This is a genomic window from Citrobacter sp. C348 (assembly GCF_047467975.1).
GTDB classification, from domain to species: Bacteria; Pseudomonadota; Gammaproteobacteria; order Enterobacterales; family Enterobacteriaceae; genus Citrobacter; species Citrobacter gillenii.
Genome location: NZ_JASJUJ010000005.1, coordinates 277,503 through 290,518, shown reverse-complemented (window position 1 = coordinate 290,518; position 13,016 = coordinate 277,503). Strand labels below are relative to the sequence as shown.

At 53.5% G+C, this 13,016-nt stretch carries 11 protein-coding genes; 4 read left to right on the top strand and 7 right to left on the bottom strand.

Annotation, left to right across the window (positions count from 1 at the left end; all coding sequences use genetic code 11):
• Positions 1–8 precede the first annotated feature (8 nt).
• The 4 genes from QNN86_RS12450 to QNN86_RS12435 all read right to left on the bottom strand — a co-directional run bounded on the left by QNN86_RS12450 (position 9) and on the right by QNN86_RS12435 (position 3,741).
• Positions 9–1,136: an ABC transporter ATP-binding protein gene (locus tag QNN86_RS12450; RefSeq protein ID WP_181617772.1), complete on the bottom strand. Its 1,128-nt coding sequence runs from the start codon at positions 1,134–1,136 to the stop codon at positions 9–11.
• Between the two features lie 12 nt (positions 1,137–1,148).
• Positions 1,149–2,051, bottom strand: a complete 903-nt coding sequence (locus QNN86_RS12445; protein ID WP_096755835.1) for a carbohydrate ABC transporter permease — start codon at positions 2,049–2,051, stop codon at positions 1,149–1,151.
• A complete protein-coding gene (locus tag QNN86_RS12440; protein ID WP_096755836.1) occupies positions 2,044–2,934 on the bottom strand; it encodes a carbohydrate ABC transporter permease in 891 nt (296 codons plus the stop codon). The genes QNN86_RS12445 and QNN86_RS12440 overlap by 8 nt, the downstream gene beginning before the upstream one ends.
• Before the next feature lie 480 nt (positions 2,935–3,414).
• Entirely contained in the window at positions 3,415–3,741 is a 327-nt protein-coding gene (locus QNN86_RS12435) for a cupin domain-containing protein (RefSeq protein ID WP_137363195.1), read from the bottom strand.
• Between the two features lie 142 nt (positions 3,742–3,883).
• On the opposite strand from QNN86_RS12435, the gene QNN86_RS12430 reads away from it, so the two are divergent.
• Positions 3,884–4,576, top strand: coding sequence for an aspartate/glutamate racemase (locus tag QNN86_RS12430; protein WP_414211203.1), 693 nt, complete (start codon positions 3,884–3,886; stop codon positions 4,574–4,576).
• On the opposite strand, the gene QNN86_RS12425 is transcribed toward QNN86_RS12430, so the two are convergent.
• Positions 4,563–5,498 (bottom strand): LysR family transcriptional regulator, encoded by a 936-nt coding sequence (locus tag QNN86_RS12425; protein WP_096755838.1) that lies wholly within the window; start codon positions 5,496–5,498, stop codon positions 4,563–4,565. The two genes, QNN86_RS12430 and QNN86_RS12425, sit on opposite strands and share 14 nt — an antisense overlap.
• 117 nt (positions 5,499–5,615) lie before the next feature.
• Between QNN86_RS12425 and lysA the strand changes: the two genes are divergently transcribed.
• Positions 5,616–6,872: a diaminopimelate decarboxylase gene (gene lysA, locus QNN86_RS12420; protein ID WP_414211189.1), complete on the top strand. Its 1,257-nt coding sequence runs from the start codon at positions 5,616–5,618 to the stop codon at positions 6,870–6,872.
• Between the two features lie 61 nt (positions 6,873–6,933).
• Here lysA and QNN86_RS12415 read toward each other — a convergent pair whose 3' ends face one another.
• Together QNN86_RS12415 and galR are read right to left on the bottom strand one after the other, a co-directional pair.
• Positions 6,934–7,944: a LacI family DNA-binding transcriptional regulator gene (locus QNN86_RS12415; protein ID WP_181617770.1), complete on the bottom strand. Its 1,011-nt coding sequence runs from the start codon at positions 7,942–7,944 to the stop codon at positions 6,934–6,936.
• 13 nt (positions 7,945–7,957) lie between these two features.
• The gene (galR, locus tag QNN86_RS12410) at positions 7,958–8,986 is read right to left on the bottom strand and encodes an HTH-type transcriptional regulator GalR (protein WP_181491009.1); all 1,029 of its coding nucleotides are present in this window, start codon (positions 8,984–8,986) and stop codon (positions 7,958–7,960) included.
• Between the two features lie 602 nt (positions 8,987–9,588).
• Between galR and aas the strand changes: the two genes are divergently transcribed.
• Together aas and lplT are read left to right on the top strand one after the other, a co-directional pair.
• A complete protein-coding gene (gene aas, locus QNN86_RS12405; protein ID WP_414211188.1) occupies positions 9,589–11,748 on the top strand; it encodes a bifunctional acyl-ACP--phospholipid O-acyltransferase/long-chain-fatty-acid--ACP ligase in 2,160 nt (719 codons plus the stop codon).
• Positions 11,741–12,934 carry a lysophospholipid transporter LplT gene (lplT, locus tag QNN86_RS12400; RefSeq protein ID WP_096755844.1) on the top strand — a complete coding sequence of 398 codons (1,194 nt, stop codon included), beginning with the start codon at positions 11,741–11,743 and terminating at the stop codon, positions 12,932–12,934. The genes aas and lplT overlap by 8 nt, the downstream gene beginning before the upstream one ends.
• The last annotated feature ends 82 nt before the right edge of the window (positions 12,935–13,016 follow it).

Sequence of the window (13,016 nt, the reverse complement as noted above, 5' to 3'; positions counted from 1 at the left end):
TAACTCCATTAGAGAGAGATGTTCTTTTCAGTTTTTGCGTCAAAGAGATGACATTTATTTATATCGAACTTGAAATGCACCTTGCGGTTAAGACCTTTATCAATCATTGGCTTAGCTTTATCTGAAGGGATGCGAGCAGTCAGTTCGTAATCTGCCACTTTCAGGTAAACAAAGAATTCATGGCCCATGTTCTCCACGCGTACCATTTCGCCACTACAGTTGCCTTCGGCAAAAGGCTCTTCGGCGACGTCGACGAATTCCGGACGGATGCCGTAGAAGACATCCTGACCGACATAAGAAGAGACTTTCTCCTGCTTTTCGTCGTTCAACGGCATGGTTTCATTGCCGATGGCAATGTGCAGACGTCCCTCTTGTTCCACCAACTTGCAGGGGCGAATGTTCATCTCCGGTGCGCCGATAAAGCCAGCCACGAACATATTTTTCGGCTTGTGGTACAGGTTATCCGGGGTATCAACCTGCATGATGTGTCCCAGTTTCATCACGCAGATGCGGTCACCCATGGTCATCGCTTCGGTCTGATCGTGGGTCACGTACACGGTGGTGGCCGGCTTGCCGGATTTCTTCAACTGCTTGTGCAGGTCGGAAATACGGATACGCATTGAGGCACGCAGTTTGGCATCAAGGTTGGACAGCGGTTCGTCGAACAGGAACACGTCCGGTTTCTTCACAATCGCACGGCCAACGGCCACACGCTGTGCCTGACCACCGGAGAGCTGGCGAGGCAGGCGCTCCAGCAGTTCTTCCAGTTCGAGGATCTTCGCTGCTTCGTTTACCTGGGCATCAATCTGTGCCTTCGGCATTTTGCTTAGCTTCAGGCCGAACGCCAGGTTCTCACGCACCGTCATGTGCGGGTACAGCGCATAGTTCTGGAATACCATCGCAATCCCGCGCTCCTTCGGTGCCAGATTGTTCACAATCTTCTCGCCGATACGCACTTCGCCGCCGCTGATGGTTTCCAGACCTGCCAGCATACGCAGGGTGGTGGACTTGGCGCAGCCGGATGGCCCGACAATCACCATGAATTCCCCTTCTGCGATTGAAAGGTCGATACCATGTACCGCTTTGAAGCCGTTGGAGTACACTTTTTCCAGTTTATTAAAAATCACTTCAGCCATGATATTTCCCTCTTAACCTTTAATTCCGCTGCTGGTAACGCCCTGTACGAAGTAGCGTTGTGCCAGGAAGAACACAATGATGGATGGCAGAATGGAGATACTCGCCATTGCCAGAATTTCGTTCCACGGCGCACCTTCGGTAACGTCGATGGACATTTTCAGCGCCAGTGCAATCGGGTATTTATCCACGCTGTAGACATAAATCAGCGGCCCGATAAAGTCGTTCATTGACCACATGAACTGGAACAGAGCGACAGAGATGATGGCCGGTTTCAGAATCGGCACCACCACGTACCACAGCACCTGGAAGGAGTTACAGCCGTCAATCTGCGCCGCTTCTTCCATGTCACGCGGTACGCCGCGCAGGAACTGAATCAGCATGAAGACAAAGAACCCTTGCGTGGCGAAGGCCAGCGGCAGGTACAGCGGCATATAGCTGTTCAGCATGCCCATTTCACGGAACATCAGGTACTGCGGGATCAGCAAGACGGTGCTTGGCAGCAGCATGGTGGTGATGAGCGTGGCGAACCAGAATTTCTTCCATGGGATCTCGAAGCGGGCAAAGCCGTATGCCACGATGGTGGAAGAGATAATGGTCAGGATGACTTTCGGAATCACATACTTAAAGGTGTTCAGCATGTAATGGCCGAAGGTGTATTCGGTACCGGTTTTCCAGCCGTTGACGAAGCCATCCCAGGTGGCGTTTGCAGGCCACAGGCTCAGGGTGGTGAAGATCTCGTGGTTCGGTTTGAACGAGGCCGAGAACATCCACACCAGCGGGTACAGCATCAGCAGCCCTACCAACAGCAGGATCACGTAGCGGATGGCCGCGTTAATTTTTTCCCGACGCAGGGTGCGGGCAACTTCACGCTCAGCGATGCTCTGAGCTTCAGAGATTTGTTGGATATCAGCCATTTTTGCCTCCCTTATCGGCGGAATAGAACACCCAGTATTTCGAAGACTTGAAGGCAATGGCCGCAAAGACCGCAACAACCAGGAACAATACCCAGGCCAGCGCCGCGCCGTAGCCCATGTCAAAGTACTTGAAGGCCGTGTCGTAGATGTACAGGGAGAACAGGTAGGTGGAGTAGGTTGGTCCGCCGCCGGTTATCACGTACGGGCCAGTAAACTCCTGGAATGCCTGTGTGGTCTGCATGATGAAGTTGAAGAAGATAACCGGCGTAATCAACGGCACGGTGACTTTCATAAACATCTGCCATTTGGATGCGCCATCGATCATTGCCGCTTCGTACTGAGACTGCGGTACGTTTTGCAACGCCGCGAGGAAGATAACCATCGCGGAGCCAAACTGCCAGACGCGCAGCAGGGTCACGGACATCAGTGCCAGCGAGGGTTCACCCAGCCAGTTAACCGGGTCAAAGCCTAATACACCGATAAAGCTGTTCAGCAGACCGTCGATGGCAAACAGCGCACGCCACAGCACGGCGATAGCCACGGAGCTACCGAGGATGGACGGAATATAGTAAGCCGTACGGAAGAAGCCGATACCGCGTAATTTAAAGTTAAGAACAAACGCAATCCCTAATGCAAATGCCAGTTTCAATGGGATTGTCAAAAATACGTAGGCGAACGTCACGCCCATGGATTTCCAGAAGAGAGCATCTTCTGTCAGCATGTAGCGATAGTTCTCGATGCCGTTAAACACCGGCGGACTCATCAAGTCATACTCAGTAAAACTGAGGAAGAAAGATGAAACGAATGGGAAGGCGGTAAAGATTATCAACCCTATGATATAGGGTGATATCCACGCCAATCCCAGCATTCTGTTTTCATTCATACATACCTACCTGGCGAGTAATGGTTTAATACGGATTCGGTTGTAACGAACCGGACATACTCTCTGGATGCCCGGTGTGTCGGCGTTCTGTGTCTGTTTGCGATACCAATACTCCCTGTTAATGATTGATATACAATGCTTTTAATGTTGTCATTAACCGGTTGTCATCCTAACGATCAACATGAATGAACCGCCGTTCTTGATTTGTAAAACATCGTTTTAATTTATTTTATTGCGATTTGTTTCTACGTCATTCACATAATGATGGAAATGTGATCAAAGTCGAAACGGCGTTTCAAATAGGTGAGGTGCGCGTCATATTTTAAAAATTCCTGCCGGATTTCTATGGGTTATGACGACATGTATGGCAGCTTTTTGGGCGGGTTAAAGTAATGAAAGTTATATTATTAACATGCTAACAATGCTATTGCGGGCATAAAAAAGCCTTCCACTAAGGAAGGCTTGAAATAAAGGGGGACATTATCTTTTCAGGAAATCTTCACGTACCGGTGTGAAGGTATCCAGTAATGTTCCCGGCTTTAAACACACGCAGCCGTGCATAATATTGGGCTGTTTATATAACGTGTCACCGGCGCGCACGACATGCTTTTCTTCGCCAATGGTAAATTCAAATTCACCTGACAGCACGTAGGTTAGCTGCTCGTGCGGGTGGCAGTGCATTGGGCCAACTGCGCCTTGTTCAAAGTTGACTTCAACGGCCATCATTTTGCCATCGTGAGCCAGAATGCGGCGGCTCACGCCATTGCCCAAATCTTCAAGGGTGGTTTCTTTATGAAAAATAAACATCCGGCAGTCCTGTAGTATGTTGAAACAATGTTTCATTAAATTTATATCAGAAGGAGTAAAAAAGAAACGCTTGCTCACAGATGTGGAAAGTTGATCACATCTTTGCTTCACTGGCATGACGGTAACGAACGCGGGGAAAATGATGAAAACGATCGGTCTGTTAGGTGGTATGAGCTGGGAATCGACCATTCCTTATTATCGCTTGATTAACGAAGGCGTAAAACAGCGATTGGGTGGCCTGCATTCGGCGCAGATCATACTGCACAGCGTGGATTTCCATGAGATTGAGCTGTGTCAGAGTCGTGGCGAGTGGGATAAAGCGGGCGACATTCTGGCGCAGGCTGCGCGGGGACTTCAGCAGGCCGGTGCCGAGGGCATTGTGCTGTGTACCAACACCATGCATAAGGTGGCCGGGGCGATTGAAGCCGCCTGTGATGTGCCTTTTCTGCATATTGCGGATGCAACAGGACGCGCCATCAGTCAGCAGAATATGAGTAATGTGGCGCTGTTGGGTACGCGCTATACCATGGAGCAGGATTTCTATCGTGGACGCCTACAGGATGAATTTGGTATTAGCACCCTGATTCCTGAACAAGGCGTACGCCTGAAAATTAACCAGATAATTTTTGACGAGCTGTGCCTCGGCGAATTCAGCGACGCCTCGCGCGACTATTACCTGAGTGTGATAGGCGACCTGGCGAGCCAGGGAGCGCAAGGGGTGATTTTTGGCTGTACCGAGATTGGTCTGCTGGTGCCAGCAGAATTAAGCCCGATCCCGGTATTTGATACGGCAGCGATTCACGCGGCGGATGCGGTGGAATTTATGTTGTCGTAGGCAGGTTTAAAATAGTATCCAGTGGATCGAGCAGGTGCGGAAGGTGAGTTTGCAGATGGGTTGTGAACGTATCAACCAGCGTGGAGGTAGGGCGGTGCAGCGGGCGAATCAGGCTGACGGTAAAGGGGACGTCGAGGCTAAATCGGCGCACTACCACGCCGCTGGTGGCATAGTCCAGTGCGGTGAGCGGGTTGACCACGGAGATCCCCACCCCGGCACGCACCATCGCACAAACAGAGGCGGCGCTGTGCGTCTCCACCACCATCCGCCGTTTAACTTGATGCTCAAGGAACAGGGCATCGAGCAACTGGCGGTAGCTGTCCGTTAGCGACAGGCTGATGTAATTTTCGCCCTGAAAATCCTGTGGTGTTAAGACTGATTTTGCCGCCAGCGGATGCCCCTGGGGCAATACGCACACTTCGTTTAGTGTCAGCAGCGGCGTACGTTCGGTTCCGGCGGGAGTATGCAGCGTCTCCGTTATGCCTAAATCGTGACGCTGTGCCGACAGCCACTCCTCCAGCAGTGGAGACTCCTGCGGCACAATCTGAATATTCACCTGCGGATAGCGCGCCAGAAACGGTTGCAGCAGCGAGGGCAAAAAGGATTGTGAAAAGACCGGCAGACAAACAATCGATAACTCCCCCTGGCGGAACTCACGCAGGCTTTCAGCGGCGCTCACAATCCGATCCAGTCCGTACCAGGAACGCTGTACTTCTTCGAATAGTCGAAGTCCTTGCACCGTTGGGTGTAGCCGTCCACGGCTGCGCTCAAACAGCTTCAATCCCAGTACCTGCTCGAATCGCGCCAGCTCGCGGCTGACGGTCGGCTGCGAGGTATTCAGCATCCGTGCGGCTTCCGTCAGGTTGCCCGCCGTCATGATGGCGTGAAAGATTTCGATATGGCGCAGGTTAACGGCAGGCATGGGTATTCCTCGAATCAACTAGTCCATATCATTTTTGCATAGACTCACGATAAAACGATATTTTTTATTGTCTTCAGGCTGTGGCGTAATCATAAAAAACAGATACCGGAGTTTGCTATGCCACGCCCACTCAACAATACCGATACTGACCTGACCGCTGATAACCTGCTGCGCCTGCCCGCCGAATTTGGCTGTCCGGTGTGGGTTTATGATGCGCAAATCATCCGCGCGCAGATTGCTAAACTCGGCCAGTTTGACGTGGTGCGATTTGCCCAGAAGGCGTGCTCAAATATTCATATCCTGCGCCTGATGCGTGAGCAGGGCGTGAAGGTGGATTCCGTCTCATTAGGCGAGATTGAACGTGCGCTGGCTGCGGGGTTCGTGCCGGGTAACGATGAGATTGTCTTTACCGCAGATATGATTGATGGTGCGACGCTGGCGCGGGTGCACGAGCTGCAGATCCCGGTGAATGCCGGTTCGGTGGATATGCTTGAGCAACTGGGCCAGCTGTCGCCGGGCCACCGCGTGTGGCTGCGTGTTAACCCTGGTTTTGGTCATGGGCACAGCCAGAAAACCAATACCGGCGGTGAAAATAGCAAGCACGGCATCTGGTATAGCGATCTTCCGGCGGCACTGGAAGTGATCCAGCGCTATCAGTTGAAGCTGGTCGGCATTCATATGCATATCGGTTCTGGCGTGGATTACGGTCATCTGGAGCAAGTGTGCGGCGCAATGGTGCGTCAAGTGGTGGAGTTTGGTCAGGATCTTGACGCGATCTCGGCGGGTGGTGGCTTATCGATCCCGTATCGTGAAGGGGAAGAGGCGATCAATACCGATCACTACTTTGGCCTGTGGAACGCCGCGCGTGAGCAAATTGCTAAACATCTGGGGCATCCGGTGAAACTTGAGATCGAGCCTGGGCGTTTTCTGGTGGCCGAAGCGGGTGTGCTGGTGGCGCAAGTACGCAGCGTTAAAGAGATGGGGAGCCGCCATTTTGTATTGATCGACGCCGGTTTTAACGATCTGATGCGCCCGGCGATGTACGGTAGTTATCACCACATTTCGGCGCTGGCGGGTGATGGTCGTGCGTTAGAGCAGGCCGCGCAGATTGACACAGTGGTTGCCGGGCCGCTATGTGAATCCGGTGATGTATTTACCCAGCAGGAGGGCGGCAAAGTCGAAACGCGTCTGCTGCCAGCGGTTGTACCGGGCGATTATCTGGTGCTACACGACACCGGGGCGTACGGTGCGTCGATGTCGTCGAATTACAACAGCCGACCGCTGCTACCGGAAGTGCTGTTTGATAACGGCGTGGCGCGACTGATTCGTCGTCGCCAGACCATTGATGAGCTGTTAGCGCTGGAACTGTTTTGATTGAATGCCTGATGGCGCTACGCTTATCAGGCCTACAAATATGCACGAATGTATCCCGGCACTATTCGTAAAACGGCCCGGTTGTCACCGAATCACGCAATACCAGCGTACCGGTAAACGGCGGGATCGTTTCGATCTCTTCTCCGCTGGCAAGCTTAATCGCCTGATCGATCGCGGTCACAATCATGTTATCGATCGGCAGATACACGGTCGACAGCCCCGGCTCCAGCCATTTGGCGCTGGGGGCATCATCAAAACCAAATAGCGATACATCCTGCGGGATCTTCAGCCCGGCCTGATGTAATGCTTTTGAGGCACCCAATGCCATATCATCGTTACAGGCGAACAGGGCGCTGAAGCTCACCCCTTCCTCCAGCAATTCACGACAGGACTCGAAGCCTCCCGTCATCGTAGAATCACCGTATTTCACTTTCGCAGGATCCCAGGGAATACCGTGTTTCTCCAGCGCCTTACGATATCCCATCAGGCGTGACTTACCGGTGGGGGTATGGTGTGGGACAGTGATGCAGGCAATATCACTATGTCCCTGGGAAATCAGATATTCCACCGCCTGAAACGCCGCATCCTGCTGCTCGAAGAATACGCAGCGATCGCGGGCCTGGCTGACATCGCGGTTAATGACCAGCAGCGGCATATCAATACTATGCATCAGCGACATAATCGCTTTTTCGCTCATATAGCGGGTGTAAAGAATAATGGCGTCGCACTGGCGGTCGGCCAGCATTTGTACTGCTTCCTGCTCGCGCTCCGGCGTATCGTGGCCGTCGGTCACGATCAGCTGTTTACCGTGGGATTCGGTTTGGCGCGAAGCCTGTTGCAGCAGACGGCCAAAATAGAAGCCATCGAATGTGGAAACCACCAGGCCAATGCTGTTACTGGTGCGATTCGCCAGCGAACGCGCCAAAAAATTAGGGCGGTAGTCTAAGGCCTGCATGGCATTAAAGACTTTCTGGCGCGTGCTTTCTTTGACTTGACCCGTTCCGTTCAGCACACGCGAAACGGTCGCTTTTGATACGCCAGCATGACGAGAAACATCCAACATCGTTGTCATGACGCTATCCTGATTAATCCTTTGACGAAGAATTCCCTGATTCTGTCAGCGTCGAAACGGAATGTCGACGGACCAGCGTAGGGTTGAATACATGCGTTATTTCCGGTGCCGGAAGGTTGTCGGCCAACGCCAGCGCCAGTTCGGCGGCCTGGGTTGCCATCGTTACTATTGGGTAGCGTACCGTCGTCAGCCGTGGACGCACGTAGCGGGAAACCAGCACATCATCAAAACCGATCAGTGATATTTCGCCCGGTACATCGATGCCATTATCATTTAATACACCCATAGCACCTGCCGCCATTGAGTCGTTATAGCAGGCGACAGCAGTGAAGTTTTTGCCGCGCCCCAGCAGTTCCGTCATTGCCTGTTCGCCGCCGCTTTCGTCCGGTTCACCGAAGGTCACCAGCCGATCGTTGACCGGGATGTTGCTTTCCGCCAGCGCATCGTAATAGCCCTGCAGACGATCTTCTGCATCCGAAATACTGTGATTGGAACACAGGTAGCCAATGCGTGTATGGCCCTGCTGGATGAGATGGCGGGTGGCCAGCCATGCGCCGTAACGGTCATCAAGCGCAACGCAGCGCTGTTCGAAGCCGGGCAGAATGCGGTTGATCAGCACCATGCCGGGGATTTGCTTCATTAATGACGCCAGCTCCGCGTCCGGGATAATTTTTGCGTGAACCACCAGAGCCGCGCAGCGGTGGCGAATAAGCTGCTCAATCGCCTGACGTTCTTTCTGTTCGTTATGGTAGCCGTTACCAATCAGTAAAAAGTTACCTGTGTTATAGGCCACCTGCTCGACAGCTTTAACCATTGCCCCGAAGAATGGGTCGGATACATCACCCACCACCAGACCGACGGTTTCTGTGGATTGCTGTGCCAGCGCACGCGCATTGGCATTAGGGTGGTAGTTGAGTGATTCCATTGCACTCATCACCGCCAGGCGGGAGGCTTCGCTGGCTTTGGGGGAATGATTGATCACGCGAGAAACGGTGGCGACTGATACACCAGCAAGTTGGGCTACGTCCTTTATGGTCGCCATGATAGTACCTGTTGTGGGTAAACGCTTACATTCCGTCAGTGTTACGGAAAACGGCTGGTTGTTCAAGCAGATTGCCCATCAGGACTGCGCAAATGTGAGCGCGCACGAGCGAAGTAAGACAGAAAGAGAGAATGAAAATCTTTGCTTACACTTTGCGATGACCTGTTGCGATTGTTCGCTGGCGAGGAGAAAGACAGGATTGCTAGAGTTGGGATCCCAGAGGTATTGATAGGTGAAATCAGCTTTCGGGTTGATCACAAGATTTACACCAACCTGCGCAGATGCGCAGGTTTTTTTTTGCCTTTACGCGCATCTGTAACAGTAAGCGATAATTTACACAACTGGTTGCACTTGGGTTCATTCCTTTGCGTTTTCGGACTGGCGTATCGGCCCGGTGGCGACCACAATCAAGATCCCAGAGGTATTGATTGGTGAGATTATTCGGTACGCATTTCGTACCTGTCTCTTGCACCAACCTGCGCGGATGCGCAGGTTTTTTTTCGCCTCTTTTTTCGGACTCCATTTACCTGTCGCGCCTCCCCCACAACTCGTATAATCTGCCACCATTCATCTTTAGATAATTGATGGTACAGGGAGTTGAAATGCTATTAGGGTTTTTTCGCAATGTGTTTCGCGTGCTTTTCCGCGTTCGCCTTACGGGCGATGTCAGTGCACTACGGGGAGAGCGCGTCTTAATCACTCCCAATCATGTCTCTTTTATCGACGGTATGCTGCTGGCGCTGTTTTTGCCGATTCGCCCGGTCTTTGCGGTTTATACCTCGATCAGCCAGCAATGGTACATGCGCTGGCTCACCCCGCTGATTGATTTCGTGCCGCTAGACCCCACTAAACCGATGTCAATTAAGCATCTGGTTCGCCTGGTTGAGCAGGGACGTCCGGTGGTTATTTTCCCGGAAGGCCGTATTTCGACCACCGGCTCATTGATGAAAATCTATGACGGTGCCGGATTTGTCGCGGCGAAATCGGGCGCGACGGTGGTGCCAGTGCGCATTGAGGGCGCTGAGCTGAGCTACTTTAGCCGCCTGAAAGGTTTAGTTAAACGACGTTTCTTCCCGCGTATTCAGCTACATATCCTGCCGCCTACGCAGTTACCGATGCCAGAAGCACCGCGCGCGCGCGATCGCCGCAAGATGGCCGGTGAAATGCTGCACCAGATTATGATGGAAGCGCGCATGGCCGTACGACCGCGTGAAACGTTGTATGAGTCTCTGCTGGCGGCGAAGTACCGTTTTGGCGCAGGAAAAAACTGCATTGAAGACGTTAACTTTACCCCAGACAGCTATCGCAAACTGCTGACCAAAACGCTGTTTGTCGCCCGTATTCTGGAAAAATACAGTTCTGAAGGCGAGAAGATTGGCCTGATGTTGCCTAACGCGGGGATCAGTGCCGCGGTGATTTTTGGCGCTATTGCCCGTCGACGTATTCCGGCCATGATGAACTACACGGCGGGCGTCAAAGGGCTGAGCAGCGCCATTACCGCTTCCGAAATCAAAACCATTTTTACCTCCCGCCAGTTTCTCGACAAAGGCAAGCTCTGGCAACTGCCGGAACAGCTTACCCAGGTGCGCTGGGTGTACCTGGAAGATTTAAAAGCCGATGTTACCTTTAACGATAAGCTGTGGATTTTCTCTCATCTGCTGATGCCGCACCTGGCCCAGGTGAAGCAGCAGCCTGAAGAAGCCGCGGTGATCCTCTTTACCTCCGGCTCTGAGGGCCATCCGAAAGGTGTGGTGCACAGCCACAAAAGCATTCTGGCGAACGTCGAGCAAATTAAAACCATTGCCGACTTCACCGCCGACGATCGCTTTATGTCGGCGCTGCCGTTGTTCCACTCTTTTGGCCTGACGGTGGGGCTGTTTACGCCGCTCCTGACCGGTGCCGAAGTCTTTCTCTATCCCAGCCCACTGCATTATCGCATTGTGCCGGAACTGGTGTACGACCGAAACTGCACCGTGCTGTTTGGCACCTCGACGTTCCTCGGCAACTACGCGCGCTTTGCCCATCCTTATGATTTCCACCGCCTGCGCTACGTGGTAGCGGGAGCTGAAAAGCTGCAGGACACCACCAGGCAACTGTGGCAGGAGAAGTTTGGGTTGCGTGTGCTTGAGGGCTATGGCGTGACGGAATGTGCGCCGGTGGTGTCGATTAACGTGCCGATGGCGGCAAAATCAGGCACGGTAGGGCGTATTCTGCCCGGTATGGATGCCCGACTGCTGGCGGTTCCAGGCATTGAAGACGGCGGACGTTTGCAGTTGAAAGGTCCGAACATTATGAGCGGCTATTTGCGCGTTGAAAAACCGGGTGTACTGGAAGTGCCGACGGCAGAAAATGCACAGGGCGAGGTTGAGCGCGGCTGGTATGACACCGGTGACATTGTGCGTTTTGACGAGAACGGCTTCGTGCAGATTCAGGGGCGCGCCAAGCGCTTTGCGAAAATTGCGGGTGAGATGGTATCGCTGGAAATGGTGGAGCAGCTGGCGCTGGCGGTCTCTGCTGACAAAATGCACGCCACGGCTATCAAGAGTGATGCCAGCAAAGGTGAGGCGCTGGTGTTGTTCACCACTGACAGCGAGCTGACGCGTGAAAAACTGCTGCAGTATGCGCGGGCCCACGGCATCCCTGAGCTCGCCGTGCCGCGTGATATTCGCCACCTGAAACAGCTCCCTCTCCTCGGCAGCGGTAAGCCGGACTTTGTAACGCTGAAAAGCTGGGTTGATGAACCGGAACAACAACATGCGTGAGTCAGTACACACTAACACTTCAATCTGGTCCAAAGGGATGATGTCCGTTATCGCCGCGCAGTTTCTGTCGGCGTTTGGCGATAACGCGCTGCTATTTGCCACCCTGGCGTTGCTGAAAGAGCAATTCTATCCGGACTGGAGCCAGCCGATCCTGCAAATGGTGTTTGTGGGTGCTTACATTCTTTTCGCCCCTTTTGTCGGGCAAGTGGCGGACAGCTTTGCCAAAGGCAGAGTGATGATGTTCGCCAACGGTCTCAAACTGCTGGGGGCAGCAAGTATTTGCTTCGGTGTTAACCCGTTTCTTGGGTACACGCTGGTGGGCGTTGGCGCGGCGGCGTATTCACCGGCCAAGTATGGCATTCTCGGGGAACTGACCACCGGCGATAAACTGGTGAAAGCCAACGGTCTGATGGAAGCCTCAACCATCGCCGCTATTCTTCTGGGCTCGGTGGCTGGCGGTGTGCTGGCCGACTGGCATGTGATAGCCGCGCTCTCGGTTTGCGCGCTGGCCTATGCGGGTGCGGTGGTGGCGAACCTGTCTATTCCGAAGCTTGCTGCCGCGCGTCCTGGTCAGTCGTGGCATCTGGGGAAAATGACGCGCAGCTTCTTCTGCGCGGCGTCTTCGCTGTGGCGCAACGGTGAAACGCGCTTCTCGTTGGTGGGAACCAGCCTGTTTTGGGGCGCGGGGGTGACGCTGCGTTTTCTGCTGGTACTGTGGGTGCCGGTAGCGTTGGGGATTACCGATAACGCCACACCGACCTATCTTAACGCGATGGTGGCAATTGGGATTGTTGTTGGCGCGGGGGCAGCGGCGAAGCTGGTCACGCTGGAGACAGTGTCTCGCTGCATGCCTGCGGGGATCCTGATTGGCGTCGGCGTACTGTTCTTATCTCTGCAGCATGCGCTGTTGCCGTCCTATGGGCTGCTAATGCTTATCGGTGTGCTGGGCGGTTTCTTTGTTGTGCCGCTGAATGCGTTGTTGCAGGAACGAGGCAAAAAAAGCGTCGGCGCGGGTAATGCCATCGCGGTGCAAAATCTGGGTGAAAACAGCGCCATGCTGCTGATGCTCGGTATTTACTCGCTGGCGGTGCTGGTGGGCATTCCGGCAGTTGCTATCGGAATTGGCTTTGGCGGGCTGTTCGCGCTGGCGATTACGGCACTGTGGATCTGGCAACGTCGCCATTAGCCTGTTACGTGCTGTTGCCGGATGGCGGCATTGCCTTATCCGGCCTACAGTACGGCTTGTTTTTGTAGGCCTGATAAGCGTA